The 22965-nt window shown below is 63.9% G+C and carries 21 protein-coding genes; 16 read left to right on the forward strand and 5 right to left on the reverse strand.

The features are described from left to right. Positions 1 to 30 precede the first annotated feature (30 nt). The 7 genes from paaA to AAGA68_15590 all read left to right on the forward strand — a co-directional run bounded on the left by paaA (position 31) and on the right by AAGA68_15590 (position 6732). Positions 31 to 1032: a 1,2-phenylacetyl-CoA epoxidase subunit PaaA gene (gene paaA / locus AAGA68_15560; protein ID MEM9386473.1), complete on the forward strand. Its 1002-nt coding sequence runs from the start codon at positions 31 to 33 to the stop codon at positions 1030 to 1032. Continuing rightward, positions 1029 to 1319: a 1,2-phenylacetyl-CoA epoxidase subunit PaaB gene (paaB, locus tag AAGA68_15565; GenBank protein MEM9386474.1), complete on the forward strand. Its 291-nt coding sequence runs from the start codon at positions 1029 to 1031 to the stop codon at positions 1317 to 1319. Before paaA ends, paaB begins: the two co-directional genes overlap by 4 nt. Continuing rightward, the gene (gene paaC, locus AAGA68_15570; GenBank protein MEM9386475.1) at positions 1316 to 2080 is read left to right on the forward strand and encodes a 1,2-phenylacetyl-CoA epoxidase subunit PaaC; all 765 of its coding nucleotides are present in this window, start codon (positions 1316 to 1318) and stop codon (positions 2078 to 2080) included. The genes paaB and paaC overlap by 4 nt, the downstream gene beginning before the upstream one ends. Positions 2081 to 2085: 5 nt before the next feature. Continuing rightward, positions 2086 to 2595, forward strand: coding sequence for a 1,2-phenylacetyl-CoA epoxidase subunit PaaD (paaD, locus tag AAGA68_15575; GenBank protein ID MEM9386476.1), 510 nt, complete (start codon positions 2086 to 2088; stop codon positions 2593 to 2595). Between the two features lie 7 nt (positions 2596 to 2602). Next, complete coding sequence (locus tag AAGA68_15580) at positions 2603 to 3679, forward strand: 2Fe-2S iron-sulfur cluster-binding protein (protein MEM9386477.1); 1077 nt, start codon at positions 2603 to 2605, stop codon at positions 3677 to 3679. Continuing rightward, entirely contained in the window at positions 3666 to 5135 is a 1470-nt protein-coding gene (locus AAGA68_15585) for a 3-hydroxyacyl-CoA dehydrogenase NAD-binding domain-containing protein (GenBank protein MEM9386478.1), read from the forward strand. Before AAGA68_15580 ends, AAGA68_15585 begins: the two co-directional genes overlap by 14 nt. A 157-nt stretch (positions 5136 to 5292) precedes the next feature. Continuing rightward, entirely contained in the window at positions 5293 to 6732 is a 1440-nt protein-coding gene (locus AAGA68_15590; protein ID MEM9386479.1) for an aldehyde dehydrogenase family protein, read from the forward strand. A 283-nt stretch (positions 6733 to 7015) separates the two neighbouring features. On the opposite strand, the gene AAGA68_15595 is transcribed toward AAGA68_15590, so the two are convergent. Beyond that, on the reverse strand, positions 7016 to 8713 hold the full coding sequence (locus AAGA68_15595) for a glutamine--tRNA ligase/YqeY domain fusion protein (GenBank protein ID MEM9386480.1): 1698 nt from the start codon (positions 8711 to 8713) through the stop codon (positions 7016 to 7018). 178 nt (positions 8714 to 8891) lie between these two features. Then, entirely contained in the window at positions 8892 to 10469 is a 1578-nt protein-coding gene (locus AAGA68_15600; protein MEM9386481.1) for a hypothetical protein, read from the reverse strand. Between the two features lie 308 nt (positions 10470 to 10777). Here AAGA68_15600 and AAGA68_15605 point away from each other — a divergent pair, with 308 nt between their 5' ends. From AAGA68_15605 to AAGA68_15620, 4 genes are all read left to right on the forward strand, one after another. Continuing rightward, positions 10778 to 11587 carry a type II CAAX endopeptidase family protein gene (locus tag AAGA68_15605; GenBank protein ID MEM9386482.1) on the forward strand — a complete coding sequence of 270 codons (810 nt, stop codon included), beginning with the start codon at positions 10778 to 10780 and terminating at the stop codon, positions 11585 to 11587. A gap of 214 nt (positions 11588 to 11801) precedes the next feature. Next, a complete protein-coding gene (locus AAGA68_15610) occupies positions 11802 to 12545 on the forward strand; it encodes a crotonase/enoyl-CoA hydratase family protein (protein MEM9386483.1) in 744 nt (247 codons plus the stop codon). 251 nt (positions 12546 to 12796) lie between these two features. Next, positions 12797 to 13612: an ABC transporter ATP-binding protein gene (locus tag AAGA68_15615; GenBank protein MEM9386484.1), complete on the forward strand. Its 816-nt coding sequence runs from the start codon at positions 12797 to 12799 to the stop codon at positions 13610 to 13612. Between the two features lie 7 nt (positions 13613 to 13619). Continuing rightward, entirely contained in the window at positions 13620 to 14462 is an 843-nt protein-coding gene (locus AAGA68_15620; protein ID MEM9386485.1) for an ATP-binding cassette domain-containing protein, read from the forward strand. Between the two features lie 31 nt (positions 14463 to 14493). Here the strand turns inward: AAGA68_15620 and AAGA68_15625 are convergent, their stop codons facing one another. Continuing rightward, positions 14494 to 15285, reverse strand: coding sequence for a nucleotidyltransferase domain-containing protein (locus tag AAGA68_15625; GenBank protein MEM9386486.1), 792 nt, complete (start codon positions 15283 to 15285; stop codon positions 14494 to 14496). Next, positions 15282 to 17507 (reverse strand): winged helix-turn-helix domain-containing protein, encoded by a 2226-nt coding sequence (locus tag AAGA68_15630; GenBank protein MEM9386487.1) that lies wholly within the window; start codon positions 17505 to 17507, stop codon positions 15282 to 15284. Before AAGA68_15630 ends, AAGA68_15625 begins: the two co-directional genes overlap by 4 nt. A 154-nt stretch (positions 17508 to 17661) precedes the next feature. Here AAGA68_15630 and AAGA68_15635 point away from each other — a divergent pair, with 154 nt between their 5' ends. The 5 genes from AAGA68_15635 to AAGA68_15655 all read left to right on the forward strand — a co-directional run bounded on the left by AAGA68_15635 (position 17662) and on the right by AAGA68_15655 (position 22042). Then, positions 17662 to 18138: a beta-glucanase precursor gene (locus tag AAGA68_15635; GenBank protein MEM9386488.1), complete on the forward strand. Its 477-nt coding sequence runs from the start codon at positions 17662 to 17664 to the stop codon at positions 18136 to 18138. 2 nt (positions 18139 to 18140) lie between these two features. Beyond that, entirely contained in the window at positions 18141 to 19484 is a 1344-nt protein-coding gene (locus AAGA68_15640; GenBank protein ID MEM9386489.1) for a hypothetical protein, read from the forward strand. A 387-nt stretch (positions 19485 to 19871) separates the two neighbouring features. Then, entirely contained in the window at positions 19872 to 20450 is a 579-nt protein-coding gene (locus AAGA68_15645) for an RNA polymerase sigma factor (protein MEM9386490.1), read from the forward strand. After that, the gene (locus AAGA68_15650; GenBank protein ID MEM9386491.1) at positions 20447 to 21118 is read left to right on the forward strand and encodes an NrsF family protein; all 672 of its coding nucleotides are present in this window, start codon (positions 20447 to 20449) and stop codon (positions 21116 to 21118) included. Before AAGA68_15645 ends, AAGA68_15650 begins: the two co-directional genes overlap by 4 nt. 123 nt (positions 21119 to 21241) lie before the next feature. Further along, on the forward strand, positions 21242 to 22042 hold the full coding sequence (locus AAGA68_15655; protein MEM9386492.1) for a spondin domain-containing protein: 801 nt from the start codon (positions 21242 to 21244) through the stop codon (positions 22040 to 22042). A gap of 44 nt (positions 22043 to 22086) precedes the next feature. Here the strand turns inward: AAGA68_15655 and AAGA68_15660 are convergent, their stop codons facing one another. Further along, a complete protein-coding gene (locus AAGA68_15660; GenBank protein MEM9386493.1) occupies positions 22087 to 22644 on the reverse strand; it encodes a YdeI/OmpD-associated family protein in 558 nt (185 codons plus the stop codon). Positions 22645 to 22965 lie beyond the last annotated feature (321 nt).

The raw sequence follows: 22965 nt of genomic DNA on the forward strand, positions 1-22965 counted from the left end.
TGATCTGGGACAACGATCCAGGAGAGTCTCATGTACGCCCAATTGGTAAAGTCCACCGGCGCCAAAGTCCGGTCCCTGGAGGAGATGTTGCCCGACGAGCGTGACTTCCAGCAACGCATTGATCGGGGAGCAAAAATCGAGCCCAAGGACTGGATGCCGGACGGCTACCGCAAGACCCTGGTACGGCAGATTTCGCAGCACGCGCACTCGGAGATCGTGGGCCAGCTGCCCGAGGGCAACTGGATCACCCGCGCGCCCACCCTCGAGCGCAAGGCGATCCTGATCGCCAAGGTGCAGGACGAGGCCGGCCACGGCCTGTACTTGTACTGTGCGGCCGAGACCCTCGGCACCTCACGCGACGAGATGACCGAGCAGCTGCTGTCCGGTCGGGCGAAGTACTCGTCGATCTTCAACTACCCCACGCTCAGCTGGGCCGACATCGGTGCCATCGGCTGGCTGGTCGACGGCGCGGCCATCATGAATCAGGTCCCGCTGCAAAAGTGCTCCTACGGGCCGTACGCGCGCGCCATGATCCGCATCTGCAAGGAAGAGAGTTTCCATCAGCGCCAGGGCTACGACATCCTGATAAAGCTCTGCCAGGGCTCCGCCGAGCAAAAGGCCATGGCGCAGGACGCCCTCGATCGATGGTGGTGGCCGTCGCTGATGATGTTCGGCCCCTCCGATGAGGACTCCGTGCATTCCGCGCAGTCGATGGCCTGGAACATCAAGCAGGACAGCAACGACGACCTACGGCAAAAGTTCGTCGATGCCACGGTACCTCAGGCGAAGTACCTCGGCCTGCAGATCCCCGACCCTAACCTCAAGTGGAACGAGGAACGCGGCGCCCACGACTTCGGTGCGATCGACTGGGAGGAGTTCTTCCGGGTGATCGGTGGCAACGGGCCGTGCAACGTCGAGCGCCTCGCGGCTCGACGCAAGGCCTGGGATGACGGCGCGTGGTTCCGGGAAGCCCTCCTGGTGAACGCCGAGCGCGACGCGGACGATGCCGCAGCGGCACCGGGCGCCGCATGAGCGCCAAGCGCGAATGGCCCCTGTGGGAGATCTTCGTGCGCGGGCAGCACGGGCTCGCCCATCGCCACGTGGGATCACTGCACGCACCGGACGCGTCGGCGGCGATGAAGAACGCTCGCGATGTGTACACCCGTCGCAACGAAGGCCTGTCCATCTGGGTGGTGCCGTCCACGGCGATCACCGCCAGTACGCCCTCGCTAAAGGGCCCCATGTTCGAACCCTCGAATGACAAGGTCTACCGGCACCCAACATTCTTCAAGATCCCAGACGACGTGGGGAACATGTGAGCAAGCCACCAACCGATCCCCTCCAGGCGTACGTCCTTCGCCTCGGCGATAACGCCCTCATCCTCGGGCAGCAGGCGTCGGCCTGGTGCGGCCACGCGCCGGTGCTGGAGGAGGATATCGCCCTCGCCAACGTTTCCCTCGACCTGATCGGTCAGGCGACCCTGTGGCTGGAGTACGCGGCGCAGCTGATGGAGGGCGAGCACACGGCCGATGCGCTTGCCTTCCTGCGCGACGAACGCGACTTCCGCAACGTCCTGCTGGTGGAGCAGCCCAACGGCGACTACGGCAAGACCCTCGTGCGTCAGTACCTGTTCGATGCCTGGCATTTGCCGCTGTTAGGTCAGCTGATGCACTCGACAGATGAGACCGTCGCGGCAATCGCGGCCAAAGCGCGCAAGGAGGTGCACTACCACCTCGAGCGCAGCCGGGAGTTGGTGATCGCCCTCGGGCGAGGTACGCAGGAGAGTCACGGGCGCATGCAGGCCGCCTTCGATGACCTATGGCGCTTTACCGGTGAGCTGTGTGCCGCGGATGCGGTGGACGCAGCCATGGCCAGCGCGGGGGTCGGCGCGGCGCTCGAGGAGGTCGCCAGCGCGTACCGGGCGGAGCTGTCCTCGAGCCTGGCGGCGGCCGGCTTGGCGATGCCCGCGGGCGAGGGCATGAGTTCGGGCGGCAAGGCCGGGCTGCACTCGGAGCACATGGGTCCGCTGCTCGCGCAGATGCAGTTTCTGCAGCGCGCATACCCGGGGCAGTCGTGGTGAGGGCGGTGTCGATCGAGTCCGCAGCGGACCCGCTGGCTCCCGTGTGGGCATGCCTTTCGCAAGTGCCAGACCCGGAGATTCCCGTGGTCTCGATCGTCGAGCTCGGCATCGTTCGCGATGTGTGCGCGCAGGGCGATGAGCTCGTGGTGTCGATCACGCCCACCTACTCGGGCTGTCCGGCCACCTCACGGATCATGTTGGACGTGGAGCAGGCCCTGCGTGAGGGCGGTTTCTCAAACGCCAAGGTGCAGCGCGTGATCGCGCCGCCGTGGACCACCGACTGGATCACCGAGGCCGGGCGACAGAAGCTGAAGCGCTACGGCATCGCGCCACCGCAGGGTAGCGTGCAGTGCATCGGCGCCTTGATGCGCGCCAAGACGCCCGCGCGCGTGACCTGCCCACGCTGCGGATCGGATGACACGCAGGAAGTCAGCCGCTTCGGCTCGACGCCGTGCAAGGCGAGCTATCAGTGCCGGACCTGCCTTGAGCCCTTCGACTACTTCAAGCCGTTCTGAGCAGTCCGTGGCCCAGTTCTATCCGCTCACCGTGACGGACGTTCAACGAGATACGCGCGATGCGGTCGTCGTGACCTTGACGCCCGACGAGCACGATGCGCAGCACTTTGCGTACTCGCCGGGCCAGTATCTGACCCTGCGCAAGACCTTCGACGGCAACGAGCTGCGCCGCTCCTACTCGATATGTGCCAGCGCCAAGGACAAGGCGCTGCGGGTGGGTATCAAGCGCGTGCGCGGGGGATGGTTCTCAAGCTGGGCGAACGAAAGCCTCGCGCCTGGCGAGCGCATCGAGGCCATGCCGCCCGCGGGTCGCTTCTGCGCGCCCCTCGACGCCACCGAAGCGCGCAACTACCTACTGTTCGCGATCGGCAGCGGCATCACGCCCATCCTCTCCGTGGCGAAGAGTATCCTCGAAACGGAGCCGCACTCGCGCATCATCCTCACCTACGCCAACCGCGCCTTCAACACAATCATGTTCCGCGAGGCGCTGAGCGACCTTAAGGATCTGTACCTCGATCGGCTCACGGTGCTCCACGTGCTGAAGAACGATGCGGGCGATATCGATCTACTGAACGGTCGGATCGATGCCGACAAGCTCGACGCCCTGTTCCGCCAGTGGATGGACCCGCGCGCCGCCGACCTGGCCTACATCTGCGGCCCCCAGCCACTGATGGAGGTGATCACCGAGCGGCTCGAAGCGGCCGGCATGGAGCGCAGCAGGATTCGCTTCGAACTGTTCGCCAGCACGCCGGCCAAGCGGCCGATGCCGGTGGCCGACGAGGACGCGGAGGCGCATCGGGTGAAGGCTAGCGTCATCCTCGATGGGCAAACGCGCTCCTTTCCCATGCGTCGGGGCGAGACCTTCCTCGACGCCGCCCTCAAGGCTGACGTCGAATTGCCCTTCTCTTGCCGTGGCGGCGTGTGTTCCACCTGCTGCGCGCGCGTGGTCACGGGGGAGGTGGAGATGCAGACGAACTACGCCCTCGAAGACTACGAGGTGGATCGGGGCCTGGTCCTGACCTGCCAGGCGCTCGCGCTCAGCGACGAGCTGACCATCAGTTTCGACGATCGTGACAGCGACTAGCCTCGATGCAGATGCCTGCGTAGGCGTCTGTGGTGCGGGGGCCATGGGCGCTGGGATCGCCCTGGTCGCAGCACGCGCGGGCCATCAAGTGATAGTGGTGGATACCTTCGTGGGCGCGCTCGAGCGGGGCCGCGAGCGGACGGAGCAGGTGCTGGCGTCGAGCGTGAAGAAGCAGCGCATCACCGCCGACGAGGCGCAGGCTATTCTCGCGCGTATCGCGTGGTGCGAAGACTTGGAGCCCCTGGCGCCGTGCGCGCTGGTGATCGAGGCGATCATCGAAGACCTGGAGGCCAAGGCGGCGCTCGCCGCACGCCTCGAGGACGCGGTAGCGCCGAGCGCGGTGATCGCCACCAACACATCGTCCATTCCCGTGTCGACGCTGGCCGCGCGGTTCACCCATCGCCAGCGCGTTCTCGGCCTGCACTTCTTCAATCCGGCACCGGTGATGCGCCTGGTCGAGGTGGTGCCTTCACCTGATACCAACGCTAACTTGGTCGAGACCGCCGTCGATCTGATGCGGCGCTGGGGCAAGACGCCGGTGGTGGCCAAGGACGTGCCCGGCTTCATCGTCAATCGCGTCGCCCGGCCGTTCTACGCGGAGGGCTGGAAGGCCTTCGAAGAGGGCGTGGCCCCGGCGGCCACCCTCGACCACCTGTACCGCAGTCTGGGGCGCTTTCGGATGGGCCCCTTGGAACTCGGCGACCTCATCGGTCACGACGTGAACAGCACGGCGGCCCACACGCTCTATTCCAGCTACTTCGGGCGCACGCGCTTTCACCCGTCCGTCTTGCAGGCGCAGTACGCGCAGGCGGGTCGCCTCGGGCGCAAGACTGGCCGTGGCGTTTACGACTACGCCGACGATGCGCCCAAGCCGGCAGTGCCCTACGGCGAGCCAGCACGGGCGGACACGATCCTGGTCGCTGCGGATATCGACAGGGGGCTCGCGCCGGACCACGCCGAGGCCGACCCGACGCTGCCCGCGGGGTGCTATGCCGTTGACGGCGTCCTGCTGCGCTTCTCCGATGGACGCTCGGCGATGGCGTTGGCGCGTGATCATGCAAGGCCCACCGCGGTACTCGATCACGCGCTCGACCTGAGCGCCAGCGAGTGTCTGGCCTACTCGGTGAGTGACGACGATGCGGACCAAGCCGCCAGGGCGCTCATCAGTGCCCTCGGCAAGTCAGCCGTGCGCATCGAAGACCGACCGGGCGGCGTGGTCTACCGAACCCTCCTGCAGTTGGCCAACGCGGCAGCTGATGCGGTTCGCGACGGCGTTGCGAGCTCGCCGGACGTCGATGCGGCGATGCTCCACGGCGTCAACTACCCAGTGGGGCCGTTGACCTGGGTGCGCGTGCACGGCGTCGATGCCGCGATCGCGGCGCTCGACGCGATCGCGAAGGAGACCGGCGAGCACGGCTTGTATCAGTGCGGTCTTGGCCTGGAGCGATACGCCTAACGCTTGGCCCCGCGCCGAGGTCTGACCTTCGCCGCCAGGGTATTGGCGCGCTGCGACCGGGTCGTACCGAATTGGAGGCAGCGGGAGGGTCGCGCTGCGATCATCGCGATGAGATAGGGAACCTAAGCGCCGCAGCGGGCGCTACTTGGAGAGAGCCATGGACCATCAATATCAGTTCTTGATCGACGGCGATCTCGTCGCCGCCGACAGGCATAGCGGCATTCATAATCCCGCGACCGGTCAGCCCCTCGGTCAATGCCCGATCGCCACTCGCGATGACCTGGAGCGCGCGGTGGCCGCCGCGAAGACCGCGTTCCCCCAGTGGCGCGACACGGCCGATGAGGAGCGCCAGGCGGCGTGCCACCGGGTGGCGCAGCTGTTCGAGGACCACGCCGAGGACATCGCGCGCCTCATCACCCAGGAGCAGGGCAAGACGCTCGTGGGCATCGGCTCTCGCTTCGAGGTGGGCGGCTGCGCCGCGTGGGCGCGACACACCGCGGACCTACCCATGCCTATCAAGGTGCTGCAGAACAACCACGAGGGTCGGGTGGAGATGCTGCGCAAGCCGGTAGGCGTGGTCGGATCGATAACGCCCTGGAACTGGCCCCTGCTGATCGCCGTGTGGCACATGCTGCCGGCTATCCGTTCGGGCTGTACGTTGGTGATGAAACCTTCCCCTTACACCCCGCTCTCCACCCTGTACATCGGCCAACTCATCGCCGGCGTGCTGCCGAAGGGCGTCGTCAACATCGTCAGCGGCGACGATCAGCTCGGTGCCTGGATGACCGAGCACGAGGATATCCAGAAGATCGTGTTCACGGGCTCGATCCCTACGGGCCGGCGCATCATGGGCGCTGCCGCCCCCACGCTGAAGCGCCTTACGTTGGAGCTCGGCGGCAACGATGCGGGCATCGTGCTGCCGGACTGCGACCCCAGCGCGATCGCCGAGGGCCTTTTCTGGGGTGCCTTTATCAACAACGGGCAGACCTGCGCCGCCCTGAAGCGTCTGTACGTGCACGAGGAAGTGTTCGAGGGGGTGTGCACGGCGCTCGCCGGGATTGCCTCGCAGATCCCCGTGGGCAATGGACTCGATGAGGCCAACGTGCTCGGCCCCCTGCAGAACGAGATGCAGTTTCGCAAGGTGATCGAACTGGTGGACGATGCCAAGGCCAATGGGGCACGGGTGCTGACCGGAGGCCAAACGCTCGGTGACATCGGCTACTTCTACGCCCCCACGCTGCTAGGGAACGTCGACCAGGGCATGCGCATTGTTCAGGAAGAACAGTTCGGACCGGCGCTTCCTATCATAAAAATTAGCTCCGTCGAGGAGGGCATTGCGCTCGCCAACGACAGCGAGACGGGACTTGGCGGGTCGGTCTGGACCAACGATGGCGACGCGGCGCGACACGTCGCCACGCAGTTGGAGTGTGGCTCGGTCTGGATCAACGCGCACGGCATGATTGCGCCCCATGTACCGTTCGGTGGGGTAAAGAGCTCTGGGATCGGGGTGGAATTCGGGGAGGAGGGCCTTCATGAGTACACGACAATCCAGGCGATTCACGGGTTGTCGCCGTCTGTCGAGGTGCCGCAGGGCTGATGCGCGGGCACCTCTCGGGGCAGTCAGTCTCCGCCGGAGATCCAACCAAGTCCGGGTGAAGGCTTGCCAAGAATGCCTTACGTCCTACGATCGAGAAGTCAGTGTCCGGTCTCGAGTGGATAGGCGCCTTGGCTCGTCTTGCGGTAAGGCGCGCCGTTGGCGTCACTCAGTCAGCAGAGTCGGGGCGAACAGGACGGTAGGTAGGCGAGAGCGCAGGCGTACGATTTTGGGCGACAGGAGATAAGCCATGGTTAGCCATAAAGCGCCGCGAAGGCGGGAAGTCTCATCCGCCCTTCGCCTTGGCCGCCTTATCGATCTTCGCCCAGGCGTCGCGAAGCGCTACCGTGCGGTTGAACACCAGCGACTGCGGGCTCGAGTCCACAGAGTCCACGCAGAAGTACCCCATGCGTTCGAACTGCAGAGGTTCGCCCACCCGCGCCTCACGCAGGCTCGGCTCGAGCTTACAATCGCGCAGCACTTCGATCGAATCAGGATTTAGATGCTCGCGAACATCGTCCACGCCGGCGCCGGGACGCTCGACGCAGAACAGTCGATCGTAGAGCCTTACCTGCGCGTCGATGGCGTGTGCTGCCGACACCCAGTGAATCGTTCCTTTCACCTTACGGCCGTCCGGGGCATCGCCACCGCGAGTTTTCGGGTCGTAGGTGCAATGGACCTCGATGACCTCGCCGGTGTCCGGGTCCTTGACCGCGCCTGTGCAGGTTACGAAGTAGGCCCACCGAAGGCGCACCTCGCGACCTGGCGTTAGGCGAAAGTATTTCTTAGGCGCTTCCTCTCGAAAATCTGCATCCTCTATGTACAGTTCCCGGGAAAACGGAACCTGGCGCACGCCGGCCGACTCGTCCTCCGGGTTGTTCACCGCGTCGAGAAGTTCCTTCTGGCCCTCAGGGTAGTTGGTGATGACGAGCTTGATCGGGCGTAGTACGGCCATGGCCCGCGGCGCCGACAAGTTCAGCTCCTCGCGCAGGCCGCTCTCGAGCAGGGAGATCTCACTCACCGCGTGGCGCCGGGCAAGGCCGATGCGCCGGCAGAAGGTGCGGATCGAGGCGGGCGTGTAGCCGCGACGGCGCAATCCGCGCAGCGTAGGCATACGCGGATCATCCCAGCCGGACACCAGACCATCCTCGACCAGCCCGCGCAGCACGCGCTTGCTCAGCACCGTGTAGCCGAGGTTCAGCCCGGCAAACTCGATCTGCCGTGGGGTGGCCGGCGTGGGCAGGTTGGCGATGAACCAGTCGTAGAGAGGGCGGTTGTTCTCGAACTCGAGGGTACACAGCGAGTGGGTGACGCCCTCGATCGCGTCCGACAGGCCGTGGGCGTAGTCGTACATTGGGTAGATGCACCACTTCGCGCCCGTGCGGTGATGCTCGGCCTTGCGGATCCGGTACATGGTGGGATCGCGCATGACAGGGTTGGGCGAGGCCATGTCGATCTTGGCGCGGACCACGTAGGTCCCCTCGTCGAACTCGCCGTTCTTCATTCGCTCGATCAGGTCGAGGTTCTCCTCGACGGGGCGATCGCGATAAGGGCTGTTCTTTCCGGGCTCTGTCAGCGTGCCCCGGTACTCGCGTATCTGCTCAGCCGAGAGTTCGTCCACGTAGGCCTTGCCGTCGCGGATCAGCTGCAGGGCCCACTCGTACAGTTGGTCGAAGTACCCGGAGGCATGGTAGAGGTGATCACCCCAGTCGAAGCCGAGCCAGCGCACGTCCTCGATGATGGACTCCGCGAACAGGGACTCTTCCTTGAGGGGGTTCGTATCGTCGAAGCGCAGGTGGCAGCGGCCGGGGTAGTCGCGGGCGAGGCCGAAGTTCAGGCAAATCGATGTGGCGTGACCGATGTGCAGGAAGCCGTTGGGCTCCGGAGGGAAGCGCGTCACGACGCTCGAGTGCTTCCCGCTCTCGAAGTCTCCGTCGATGATGTCTCGGATGAAATTGGTCTCGGGAAGTTCGTTGGTGGTCATGGTCCGTTCGCCCGGCGGTTCTCGGGTGTACTCCTGGGTCAGTGCTCCGTGGGTGTGCGTACGGTAACCGAAAGCACGTCCCGCCGCCTGGGATATCGGGGAAGACCGGGGTCAGCGCTGTTCGAGTACGCTGCCAGCGCCGGGCGGCGTTGCCGTCTGGGCCCGTCGCTGGCGCCGACTACGGGCGGGGTCTGCGCCCAAACACGATGTAGGCCTCGCCCTCAATGCCGACGAAGGGCGCACCGACGATGAGATCGGTGACGCCGTCGCCGTTCACGTCGCCGGCGGCGCCGAGGCCTTGACCGGCAGAGCTGATATCTTCCCCGACCAGGGTGAACCCGTTGCGACCATTGAGTGCCGTCGTCGGCACGATGCGAGGAAATCCTTCGGAACGGCCGTACAGCACGTAGATCCTCCCCGCGCCGATCTCGAACTCCTCGATTCCCGTGGCGCCCGGCGTGCTCACGGCGATGTCTTCGATGCCATCGCCATTGATGTCGCCAGCGCTGATCGTGTTGCCCTGGGTGGGATCTGGCGTGATCAGCACGAATCCATTTTGGCCGTCGATATCCGCCGCATTGAAGGGGCTTTGCGCGTCGGGTAGCGGTCCGTAGAGAACGAACGCTTCGCCCTGTAGGCTATCGGCGATGATAGCATCGGCGATGCCATCGCCATTGAAGTCCCCGCTGCCCACAGCGTTGCCGGTGCTCGGGTCGCAGGGTAGCGGTCCGTCCACGCAGTCGGTGAAGACGAATCCTGTGGGAGGCTGCAGGGTGGCGAGCACGATACGACGAGGTAGGGCGCGGTCTGTCCCATACACGACGTGGGCTGCTTGTGTACGCGCAGCGCCGCCGAGGTTGGCGCTAACGATGATGTCGTCGAACCCATCGTTGTTGAGGTCCGCGCCGCCGCTCACCTGCGCGCCGCTACCAAAGCCGCCCTGTGCGCCGCGTAGGCGCACGCCGTTGCGCCCATCGAGCGTATCGAGGGCGAAGGTGGGTGTGGATCCCTGGTCGGAGCCAAACACTAGGAAGGCTTCGCCGTGCGCACCACCCCCTTGGCTCGGTACGGCGCGTGCCGTCATCACAATATCGGCGAGACCATCGCCGTTGAAATCGCCTGCTGCCGCGACGGCGCGCCCAAGCCGGGCGCCGAGCGAGCCGGCCGGCGGGAGGAAGACGAAACCATCGCTGCCGTCCAGGGCAGAGAGGTCCAAGACGGATGGGAATCCCTGAGCGCGTCCAAACACCACATAGACTCGGCCGTTGGAGCTGTCCTGCCCGCTTGCCGTGACGGCGAAATCATCGAGACCGTCCCCGTTGAAGTCCCCCAGCATGGCGAGCGCCTCGCCGAGATCAGCGCCGCTGCTGGTGCTGCGCATGGCAAAGCCATTGCGGCCGTCGAGAAGGGCCAGAGGCTGTTCTGGCGCCCAAACCGATCGGCCAAACACGGCGTAGGCCTCGCCTGATTGGGTGAATCCATCGCGGTCCGAGGTGAGTGAACCGATGATCACATCATCGATGCCGTCGCCGTTGATGTCGCCAGCGCCGCTGGCTGACCACCCGGCGGTGTCGCCCAAGGTTATTCCCCGCAGCGCTACGCCGCGGCTGCCGTCGTTGCCGTTATCTGCGCGCAGGTCAATGAGCTCGACGAGGGTGGGAAACGGTTGGGCGCCAGCCGAATTTGGCGCAGCGGCCGCACACAGAAGCAGGGCAAGGCCTCGGGCGTATCTTCCGGTGGTGGCAGGCGTAAGCATAGCGGAGTCTCCAGTGGCGAGGCTGTCCGAGGGCGATGACGCCTGCAAACTTCCCTAAGGGCCTGGCGGGCTCGCTCCTCGACGGGGCTGCCGAATTTACACAGCGCTGCGTAAAGGAGCAATCAATATCGATAAGTAGTCAATAGATTGACACGCCGTCATGCGGTTGACTCTCATGAGGTTGCAGGACGTCGGTGAGAGACTCAGGCGCCGGCTTGGGTTTTGCAGCCTCTCTCTCTGGCGCCTGCTGAACCCAGTGCTGCTCTCGCATAGACTAAGGGCTTTGCTCAACTGGGGAGAGTCGCACCTTGCATCATCGCGGTGAAGTCCGGATCGATCGGTCACCGTTCTGGATCAGCGTCGTCACCATTGCGGTGTTCATCGCCGTCGATCAAAGCAACGGCCCCCTCTACCGCCTGGTGCGCGGAGAAAGCGAGGGTTTGCCCCAGCTCCTTACCCTGGCCGCGGTGATCTACGGTTCCATGACCCTGATCCCGGCGCTGGTCGCCGCATGGCTTTTTGGCCCCAAGCGTATCCCCCGTGCGCTCGGTTTAGAGGGAGACGTTCTGGTCGGCTTTGGCTTCGCCTTCGCTGTTACCAGCGTGATGCTTGCCTACTTTGCCCTGACCTCGCCGCTCGCGATTCCGGATGAGCCAGTGCAGACGCTAGTGCGCGGTGCGGTGCTTCCAGGCTTCGGCGAGGAGCTCTTCTACCGCGCCTTTCTCTTCGGATTTCTGTTTCGTTTTGCCCGCTGGGGATTTCTGCCCGCCGCGCTGCTCGTCGCCGGGTTGTTCGGTGCGGCTCACTTGTATCAGAGCAGTAGCGCCAGTGAAGCGCTGGGCATCTTCGCGATTACGGGGATGGGAGCCGTCTGGTTCGCCTGGCTATACACTGAGTGGGACTTCAACATCTGGGTACCCACAGGATTTCATATGCTGATGAACGCTTGGTGGGAGCTCTTTGCGGTGTCCGACTCGGCGCTCGGACCGATGGGGGCGAATCTTGTGCGACTCCTCGTGATCGTGCTTTCGGTCGTGCTCACGGTGGTACTGATCAAGCGACGCGACGGGCAGCGAACGGTGCGAGGCGTCGCTTGGCTGCGGGGTCCAACGCGTTGAATGGGGGGTAGTCGCACCGCTGCCGTCGTCGCGGCGCGACCACGGCGAGGTGCTTGTGGAGCGGAGCACGAAAGACGCGGCTTGGCTGGCCACCGGCACGCAGACAGGTGATACGCAACGAGGCGGCGGCACGTGATGCCCTGTGCGGGCGGCGAAACCCCCTATCACCGTCTGGTAGGCTAGCGCTCTGTCCGTGTAGGGAGCTGGTGAGCCCGTGACCGAGTCCGTCGCCTACGAGTCCGCAGACCGCATCGCGGTCATCCGCATCGACGACGGCAAGCGCAACGCGCTCTCGCCAGAGGTGCTCGCCGGCCTCAACGCCGCTCTCGACCGCGCCGAGGCCGAGGGTGCCACGGTGATTCTGACAGGCCGTGAGTCCGTGTTCTCCGCAGGCTTCGATCTGAAAGTCATGGGGCGAGGGGGCGCGCGAGCGATCGGCATGCTGCGCGCGGGGTACTCGCTCACTGCGCGCGTGCTCGAGTACCCCCATCCGGTGATCGTTGCCTGCGGCGGGCATGCGATGGCTATGGGCGTATTCCTGTTGCTGTGTGCCGACCATAGGATCGGCACGCGCGGGGAATTCAAGATCTCCGCCAATGAAGTGGCCATTGGCATGCCGATGCCCCGCGCTGCCGCCAGCGTGCTCGAGCACCGGTTAGCGCCTGCCGCCTATCAGCGGGCGGTGACCTTGGCACACCACTTTGACGTCGAATCCGCCCACCAGGCTGGGTTCTTCGATGAGGTGGCGGATGTCGACGGCTTGATGCCCCTTGCGCAGCAGCGGGCGCGAGAGTTCGCGGCGCTGGATGATTGGGCACACAAGGTGTCCAAGCGCCAGATACGAAGATCGCTCACCGGGCGTATACGCCGCCAGATTCCCCTCGACCTGCTGGCGGCGATCCAGTTCTCCCTGCGGGCGAGTCGCGCCCGGCGCAAGACGCTCCCGCCTGCGGAGTAGCGTGACCAGGGCCGCAGTGACTTCGAGGGTGCTTGCATCGGTAAGTCGATGCAACAGCTCTCGAGACAGCTGGACCTACACTATTAGTATTACTAGGTGCAAGGTGATGCGTTCTTCAACAGTGTGCCTTTGGCGCCCATGCGACCCTTGGTTGGACATCTGTAGGCTCCCCCTCTACGCTCCTCGCCTAGTCTCGGCGATGGCATCGGTCGCGTGGATAAGCGGGTGAAGCAGCGGGTGGGAGCGGCAGCGTGGTAACGCCGGGCGGTGGCGAACTGCTGGTGAGCGACCTCTCGGTCACCTTCGACCAGGGAGTGCGGGCGGTCGATGAGGTCTCCTTCGCCCTGCGTCCGGGCGAGGTGGTCGGTCTGGTCGGCGAATCGGGAAGTGGGAAGTCGGTCACGTCACTCGCGCTCCTGGGCTTGTTGCCCCAGCGGGGTTGCACGGTCAGTGGCAGCATTCGCTACGACGGCCGCGAGCTCGTCGGCGCCAGCGAGAAGGAGCTGCGTCCCCTGCGCGGGGGCGAGATCGCGATGGTGTTTCAGGAGCCCATGACGGCGCTTAACCCTGTTTTTACGATCGCCAGCCAACTTCGAACGGTGATTCGACGGCACCGTGGCCTGCGCGGCAAGGAGGCGACCCAGCTCGCCCAGGAGGTGCTGGCGCGCACGGGGCTGCCCGATCCGAAGGCGAGCTTGAAGCAGTACCCCCACGAGATGTCAGGGGGGATGCGCCAGCGGGTCATGATCGCTATGGCGCTCGCGTGCCGACCGCGACTGCTGGTGGCGGACGAGCCCACCACGGCGCTGGACGTGACTACCCAAGCTCAGGTACTGGCGCAGCTGCGCGAACTCCAGCGCGACGACGGGCTAGGCTTGTTGCTGATCACCCACGACTTAGGGGTGGTGGCCCAGCTTTGCGATCGGGTGCTGGTGATGTACGAGGGCCGGATCCTCGAGAGCCAGACGGTCGAAGCGCTCTTCGAGCGCCCCGAGCATGCGTATACGAAATCGCTGATCGAGGCGACGCCGCGGATCGATCGACCGACCATCGCGGCTGCCGAGTGATCAGGTGATGGAACAACAGCGCTCTTCTGCCGCGCCTCCGGTGCTGGAAGTCATCGATCTGGCGCGCCACTTCAGTGGGCCCAGAACCGGGCCCTTGGGACTGCGCCGAGGTGATCCCGTCCGCGCGGTCGACGGCGTGAGCTTTTCGCTCGCCGCGGGTCGTACCTTGGGGTTGGTGGGGGAATCGGGCAGTGGCAAGTCCACGCTCGCGCGTACGGTGCTGCGTTTACACGAGCCGACCCGCGGACGCGTGCTGCTCGACGGTGAGGATCTGGCACAGCTCGGTCCCCGCGAGTTGCTGCGGCGGCGGCGCGATATGCAGATGGTGTTTCAAGACCCCTGGGGCTCGCTGAACCCACGGCGTACGGTAGAGGCGTCGATCCGCGAGGGCCTAGACATCCACCAGGTGGGATCGCGCGCTGAGCGCACTGAACGGGTACGTGAGCTGTTGCGGGTGGTCGGTTTGCCAGAGGATGCGGGCAGCCGCTACCCCCACGCCTTCTCCGGTGGTCAGCGTCAGCGCATCGGCATTGCCCGGGCGCTGGCACTCGCGCCAAAGCTGGTGATCGCAGACGAGCCGGTGTCGGCGCTCGACGTGCGCGTGCAGGCGCAGATCCTCGAGCTGATGGTGCGTCTGCAGCGCGAGCTAGGCCTAAGCTACCTGTTCATTTCCCACGACCTGGCGGTGGTGCGTCAGCTGGCTCATGAGGTGGCCGTCATGTACCGCGGAGAGATCGTCGAGCACAAGGATGCTGAAACACTGTTCACCAACCCCAGCCATCCGTACACGCAATCGCTGCTAGCGGCAGTGCCAATCCCTGACCCTAAGGCGCGTCGTTCCCCGTTCTAGCCCGAATGCGCCCATAGGATTGACCGGATAGCTACCAGTCTTCGAGTGGCGTGTTGCTCCCCATCCAACTCCACTCCACCTCGGTCATGAACCAGCGATAGGCATCGAGGTCACTCACGCCCCACTCTCTGAAATCACGCATCAACCCGAACAACGCCGTGGCTCGCTGAGCGTCCGGTTGATCAATGAGGGCCCGCATGCACCCCATGAGCCCTGGCGGCTTATCGGGGACCGCTTCGAGGGCTCGGAGTAGCCATTTGTGGTAGGGGAACAAGCGGCGGTTGTGGGCGAGGATGGTTCTGCCGACAAACAACGCTAGCTGGCTCGCAGCGCGGAGCTGCGTGTAGCGATTTTCGTGGCGTTCCGCCTCGTTCATCAGCCAGTGCTGAATGAACGCCATGCTGTAAAATGCGCGTAAGCGTTTGGCGTGTCCGTCCTCCTGGTAGATCGGAATGCGTCGCAGCAGATCGCCGATATCGGGGAGGTGTGAGTAGGTGGCGAAGGCGCCTTCAAAGGCGGCCCGTGAGGGTTCGTTACCTCGTGCTGCGACGCCCTCTAGGTAGGTGCAGTCGATGATCTTACCATCGACGTAGCCGCCTTCGTAGTCACAGAGATCTCGTCGGTTGATGAAGAGATCCCGCTCTTTAAGGTGCCGCTGGAAGGCCTCGTCCGTGGCGACGATGAGAAAGTCCACGTCCGAGTCTGCGCGCGCATACCCCTTGGCAACCGAGCCCCCGATGATCAGCGCTAGGTAGCGTGAATCGTCGCGATAAGTGTCCGTCAGACGTTCTATTGCTCGTTGGTGGTGTGCCTGGATGGTCATTGGCGCGGCAGGATGGGCAGCTCGTCGATCGACGCAAGTTCCCCGTCCTCCTCCATGCGAGCGAGATTGGCTCGCTGCTGGTCGATCCGCGTCAGCATCTCGTCGCTCAACAACCGATAAGCGGCCTTGTCGTGCAGTGTTCTAGAGGCGAGCGAGGATCGGGTCAGGTCTCTGCAGCCGCCAGCCTTACGCCAGTCATCAAGTGCCCCTAGGGCCTTGTCGGAATCGCCCATGGCGGCGTACCACCAGGCGTCCATGAGGTCGATGCCGCGCCAAGGGTGGCGACTGCGTGACGGAACGATCTCGATCAGCCTCTCCATCAGGTGGCCGGCCCTGCCTTGTTCGCCTATGAGGTGCAACACCGTGCTGTAAGCGAGCGCTAGCTTGAGCAGATTGCTGTCTGCCTCTATGTCGAGGTCGGGTCGCAGCAGTGCAGGGTAGGTCGTTTCGAACAGCTCCATGGCCAGCTCGGGGTGGTCGTAGCGAATGTCCAGCCCATTCAGGTAGAGCAGGTCGTGCCAGGGTTCAATCGTCGCCTGACCGTCGATGATCTCTTGCAGGAGCTGCCTTTCCTGCTCGTGCTCCTGACGGAGTCGGTGCAGCTTCAGACGGGCGATCCACGAGAATCCGGTGTCCGGTACGAGTTGCAGGCACCAGTCGAAGAAAAACTCTGCCCGTTTGGTCAACCCCAGCTCCTCGTAGGCGACGGCGAGGAAGAAGGTGGTCCAGGGTACGCCGGGATCTAACTGGAAGGCGCGTTGGAAGGCTTTGATGGCCTCATCGTGCCGGTATAGCTTCCAGGCGTAGAGCTGGCCCAGCATCTGGTGGGGCGGTACGGCCCGCGGCGCCGTCTCGATGGCGCAGAGGATGACCGCGCGAGATTCGTCGAGGCGCTCTAGATCCATCAAGGCTTGGCCCATCAACGACAGAGTGTGATGGCTTTGCGGATCGAGCAGCCGGGCCCGGTGAAAGTATTCCATCGCCTGCTCAGGCTGTCCGCAGTCCCAACTCTTGAAGTACCCGAACATGCGCAGGGCGCTGGTGTTGTTGGGGTTTAGCTCGATCGACTTTTCGTAGGCGGCTTGCGACTCGGAAAAGGCACCGCGATGTCGTTCGAGGAAGCCCTGGGCCTCGTAGGCCTCGCTGAGCTCGGGATTGAGCAACAGCGCTCTGCTGATGACGGGCTCGGCTAGGCGGTTCTGCTGCGCAACGTCCAGCCCACCAAAATGAACTCTTTCGAGCAGCGACATCGCCAGCTGTGCATGGGCCGCTGCGAAGTTGGGGTCTAGTTCGATCGCCTGGCGAAAGTGCTGGATCGCGGCGCTGAAACCCTCGCAGCTTGCTAGGCCGTAGCTCACGCGCCCGCGAAAGTAGGCCTCCAGGGCCGCCATGTGCTGGGTAGGTGGTTCGCTCAGGTGTCGCTGTTCATCGGCTGACAGCACCGCGCGCAGCTGCGTCGCGACGGAAAGGGCGATCTCGCTCTGGATGGCGAAGACGTTCTCTGCGGTGAGCGTGCGCGTGTAGGTGTCCGCCCAGATATGCTCATCTCTTACGGCATCGATGAGCTGCACGTTGATACGGATCTGATCCCCCGCACGCTGTACGCCGCCTTCGACCACGCTGGTGCAATTCAACTCCTGCGCGATCGTGCCTACGCTCTTCTCGCTCTGGCGGTAAGCCATCACCGAGGTGCGGGAGATCGTTGCCAGCTGCCTGATCTTCGAGATGTGCGTGATGAGTTCATCGTGGAAGCCGTCGGTAAAGTAGGCATCCTGGGTCTGCACGCTCCGGTTCTCGAAGGGCAGTACGGCGATCGAGGCATTCTGCCGAGGCCGATGGGTGGGGCGTTGGTGGCGGGTCTGGGGAGGAGTTGTCTGCGCGGAGGCCTGTAGGGTGGCCCTTGAGGCATGGGAGATTTCTCGGACCGTGCCAACGAACCGATAGCCTCGGCCGCGGATGGTCCGTATGAACTTTTGCTGCACGCCGTCATCGCCGAGCGCGGCGCGTGCGAGCTTGATCTCGTTGCTGAGCGTGCCTTCGGCGATAAGCCTTCCCCTCCAGACTGCCTCGACTAACTGTGCGCGCGTCACGAGCTCGTCTCGATGCTGAATCAGGTAGATCAACAGATCGAACACCTTCGGCGCGATCGGGACGGGCTCGCCGTCTTTGGTCAGGGCGAAACGCGCCGTATCCAGTTCCATCCCCGCGCACTGGAAGATCATCGGGTACCCAACCCTTCGCAATATCGATCTTCACACATGGTGGCACAAAGCGCCGAGCTCCTAGGTAAACCCTATGAAAAAGCTATGTTCTCGGTACTTTCGCCGGGCGCGAAGTTGCTAGCGTAGGCGGGTGTACAAATCGGCCGGCCGAGTCATGAACAGACCGTTTCCACTTCTCCTGGCGAGCCTTCTGCTCGTCGGCTGCAGCACCACCACCACCCAGTCTCCCGCGTCATCTGAGCTGGTCGACTACGGTGATTACTCGTCCGAGACGCTCACCACCAACGCGTGGGTTGCGCTTACCGCTGGCAACTATGCACACGCCATCGAGTACACGAGCAAGTGTGCTGATCTGTACGAGGAGAAGGCCAGAGAGATGCAAGGCTCGCTCACTGCCAAGGCACACATCGACAAGGTGTTTGACTACTGGGCCCTCAACGATGTGGGCACAAGCTATTTCATCATGGGCGAGGCCCTGACCAAGTTGGGCAGACGGACCGAGGCGGTGGCAGCGTTCAAGGTGGTGAGAGACGAGCTGTACTACGCCCAAACCTGGGATCCGAAGGGCTGGTTCTGGTCACCCGCTGAGGCGGCCTACGCGCGGGTGGAACTATTGACGGGAGACTTCTAGGCATGTCGTCGCAGCGGCGATGCGCGCTGGTAGTAGCGCTAATCTGGTCAGGTATGTTGAACGCTCAATCGCTGCCAGGCGATCGTGCGCAAGTGCGCGTACTGGAGCGAGGCGACGGCAGCTTCACGCTGTTGCGCAACGGCGAGCCCTACCAAGTGAAGGGAGCGGGGTTCGGCAGTGACGAGGGTGCACGGAGCGGCGCGCTGGACGTGTTGGCGCAAGCGGGGGGTAACTCCATTCGCACTTGGGGCGTGGAGCAGTTAGAGCAGAGGATCGATGGCAAGCCCTTGCTCGACCGAGCGCACGAGCTCGGCATCTCGGTCACCGTCGGCTTTTGGGTTGGACACGTCCGCCACGGCTTCGACTACGGCGATGCGACCAGGGTGGCCGAGCAGCGCGAGAAGCTGCGCCAGGCTGTGCTCAAGTACCGAGACCATCCGGCCCTGCTGATCTGGGGGCTCGGCAACGAGATGGAAAAGGTCTGGGACGGCGGTGAGACGGAGCTCAGCGATGCGCGTATCTGGAGCGAACTGAATTTCTTGGCGGGTATAATCAAGACGCTCGACCCACACCATCCGGTGATGACGGTAGTGGACGGGACGCCGTCGACCAAGATCGAAGCGATCAAGGCGCATTACCCCGCGCTCGATATTCTCGGTATCAACGCCTACGCGGGCGCCGTGGGTGCTGGGCAGCGCTTGCGTGCCTCCGGTTGGGACGGGCCCTACATGTTGACCGAGTTTGGTGTGACCGGTACGTGGGAAGTGCCCACGACCAGCTGGAATGCACCGATCGAACCGGAGCCGAGCCAAAAGGCTAGTGAGAGCTACACGGCCTACACGCGGGATCGAGATGACAACGTTGGCCGTTCCCTCGGGTCTTACGTGTTTCTGTGGGGTAGCAAACAGGAAGCGACGTACACCTGGTTTGGCATGTTCCTGCCGAGCGGAGAGAAGCTTCCGCGCGTCGATGCGATGGCCTACGCGTGGTCTGGCCGCTGGCCGTCGAACCGTGCCCCGAAGCTGTTGTCCTTAGAGACACCGGTAGCGCTGAAGGCAGTGAGACCGGGCGCCTCATCCCACGCTCAGGTCGACTGTCTAGACCGAGAGGGTGATCCCCTTCGCTACGAGTGGGAGATTCGGGCAGAAAGTACCGATCGAAGGGTTGGCGGAGATGCCGAGGCTGTACCGCCCACGGTGCCCAACGTCATCGGTCAAGGCCAGGGAACGCACCGTATCGAGTTCACGACCCCAGATCGACCGGGTGCCTATCGCCTATTCGTGAGCGCCTACGACGGTCGCGGTGGCGCTGTGGCTCATAACCTGCCGTTCTACGTTAGCGAGTGATTCGCGCTCGTAGTCTTCGCTGATTCAACTTCCCCAAAGGCCCTACTGATCGACTTGCGGTGCTGACCCCAGGCACCGAATCTCACTAGCGGCTCCCTATAGCGCTCGATCGCACCTTCCGCGTCGACTTGTTGTCCTTTGCCTAGCCCCACTCTGAGAAGCCCATTTAGCTATCGATTATGATAGCTGAGAGTCGCGTTGAGAACGTGGGTGTTGGCTCGAGCACGTGTCGCGACACGGGCTGGCAAGGCAGATTTTAAACATAATCCTACTCTGGCTGAGCAGACCGTCGACCTTCGGCCTTCTTGCCTCACCCTTCCATTGCGGTATTCTGCCGCCGCGCCCACGCCGATGTATCGAAATCGTCCACGTCTACGTATTGACAAGGTGAAACAGCCGAGAGTGGAGATCGATAGTAATCGCTACGATGAGGATGAGCGTCGCTGGGCTCGTCTGATGTCCCAGGCCCAGGCGGGCGACCAGGCGGCCTACGCGCAGCTGCTCGAGGAGATATCGATTACCATCGAAGACTTCGTCCGCCACCGCTTCGGCCAGATTGAGATGCTCGAGGATTGCGTGCAGGAGTGTCTGGTGAGCGTGCATCAGGCGCGCCACACCTACGACCCGGCGCGCGCGTTTCGACCCTGGCTGTTCACCCTCGTGCGTCATCGGACCATCGATCTGCTCCGCCGCGGCAGTAGCTGGCATCGCCTGCAGCGACAGCCCTTGCCGAGCGCATCCACCACTTCGGAGGCCCTCAATCGCCTCATCGACGGGGCTCACGCTCTGGCGAGAATCCCCGAGGACCTACGCAAGGCCGTGATTCTCGTTAAGTACGAGGGGCTTACGGCCAAGGAAGCGGCGTCGCGCCTCGGCATTCGCGAGAGCGCCCTCAAGGGGCGCCTGCGGCGAGGGCTCGAAGCAGTGTTTGCCGAACTCAATCGAGAAGGGAGCGCCGGCAGATGAACCGTCCCACTCGCGAAGCGTTGATCAACGATCTGGTGGCCGATGCTGAGCGTCCCGTGCCCAACGGTGCGCGCACGCATCTGGAGAGCATGTTGTGGGTGGTGCTGTCGGCCGTGTGGGTGGTGTCGCTGACGCACCTGCTCGGAGATCTACGACCCGGCGTGATGGATCAGTTGACGTCAAGTCCGAGGCTGGTGACCGAGCTAGCGCTCGGTCTTGGCACTACCATCGCGTTCGCTCATCTAGCGTTTCGCTCTGCCCTCCCCGGCAGCCACTCCCTGGTTCTCAGCGCTCTGCCCGCGCTTGTCTTGCTAGTCCTGTGGGTGGGGCTACACCTATACGGCTTCATCGACCCCACCTTCGCCCCGTCGATGCACGGCAAACGCGAGCACTGCGAGTGGCAGGTGTTTACCTTCGGGATCCCCGTGCTCGCGGCCGGCGCCATGGTGCTGCGCCGCTGGTGGCCGAGGGGCGCCTTCTCTGGCGCCGCGCTCGGGCTGGCGGCGGGCGCGCTACCAGCGATGCTGATGCAGATCGCCTGTATGCACGAACCCTGGCATATCCTGACCCATCACCTCTTGCCAGGCCTCGCGTTGGGGCCGATCGGGGCAGTGATCGGGTTTTTGGTGCTACAACCCCCCGGCCGACGAGGCATTCCGCGACCCTAACGTCTCTGCCACAGAAAAAGACGATTGCCGATGTATCGAATTCGGCGGCGGCTGCGTAGTGGTTATGGTCGCTTGCGCGCTGTGCGCGCCGAGCCCATCCGCTCATTAGGGAGATACCAACAAATGAAATTCAGCCTCGCGGCAATCGGCACGACGGCGATTGCCCTAGCCTCTTTCGGCGCGTCCGCTGCCACCGTGCAGATCACGGTGACGGTCGAGAACCTCACGCCGGAGAACAGCGTGGCCTTCGCGCCCCTGCGTGTTGGCTTCCACAACGGCACTTTCGACGCCTTCAACATCGGCGAAGTGGCCGGTGATGCCATCATCTCGGTGGCCGAGGGTGGCTCGGGCGATGCCTGGTTCCCGGCCTTCGAGGCGGCGGACCCCACGGCCACGCTCGGCAGCGTCGTGCCAGATCCAGCCGGCCCGCTGGTGCCCGGCGCCACTGCGGTCGCCACTTTCACGGTGGATACGGACGTCAACCAGTACTTCACCTTCGCGTCAATGGTCGTGCCGAGCAACGACTTCTTCATCGGCAACGATAGTCCCACGCAGTACCAGCTGTTCGATGGCAGCGGCAATCTGCTGCTCTCAGAGATCCTGGTCGGCGCTGCCGACATCTGGGATGCCGGCTCGGAGATCTTCGATCCCAGTGCGGCTGCCTTCGTGGTGGGTGGTGACAACGACGCGCGCACACCGCAAAACTCCGTCGTGGCGTTTAACTTCGCCGAGCTGGCGGCGTTCAACGGTCTGGAGACTGGAGCAGGCTACATCTTCGACAGCCAGCTCACGGCCAGCAGCGATGTGTACCTGATCTCGTTCGAGGTGGCCGCGGTGCCGGTGCCGGCGGCACTGCCGCTGATGGGCGGGGCGCTTGGACTGCTCGGTTTCTCGGTGCGTCGTCGCCGTACGTCTGCCGCCTAAGGAACTTACGCGCGGCTACCGGCGTTGGCTGACGCCGGTAGCCGCTAGACGCGCTTCCCGATCGAAGCGCGCTCGCGAAGGTGCAGTGTCGCCCGTGCCCTCATTCTCGCGCCTGAACTATGCGCCAGGGCGGCGCCGGTCATCGCCTTGCCACTCAGCCTTAGCGCCGAAGTAACTCCAGTTGTCTTGGCAAGCCGCCGTTCACGCGTCTCGGGTCGTTTGGCGTCGGTTATCGCCTCCGCGTATTCGCGGCGGTTGGTGTAGGACAACCCGTCCCACCGCTTGCGTAGGGTAGCGTCCTGCGCAAGCATATCGGCCAGCGGCGTGGGAATCTCGACCACCCTGGCATCCTCGTCCGCGGCGATCTGCACGGTCACCTCGTCTCCTCCCTCCACGTCCGCCGCTTCGCGATGACTCTTTCGCAGCGGGATAAATGTCTTGCCTCTCATTCGCGAGATGGTGCTTCGATAAGTGTAGCCGTTCAGCGTGACGCGCACGGACGCACGCACCTTGCCGAACACCGCTTTCGGGTCAAAGGGTATCGGGATAGCACTCAGGTTGCCTTCACGTTCGATAGTGACGGTTATGGTCTTGATGTTCATCGTTGCTCTGGTTAGTGCCGGCGCTGGCGATAAGTGCACCTAAGGCTGCGTAGGCGCCCCGTAAGCGGCTAGCGTGAGTCGATCGCTACCTCCAGCCGATGCAAGGATTTCGGCCGAGCTGTCGCTGAGGTCTATAGGCAGCCACGCACAAGGGTAGCCTTCTGGATTAAGTCCACTGCGCGCAGCTGCAGGCTTCGCTGCTTCTTCGATCCAGGTCAAGAGTAGTGACTTATCAACGATCGACCCAAGGCGCAACACGATTATGAACTCTCCCGAGAGCCGATCTAATGATGGGCGGAATTGCTCAGTACCCGCAATGAC

The organism is Pseudomonadota bacterium (genome assembly GCA_039193195.1).
Lineage (GTDB): Bacteria > Pseudomonadota > Gammaproteobacteria > Steroidobacterales > JBCBZW01 > JBCBZW01.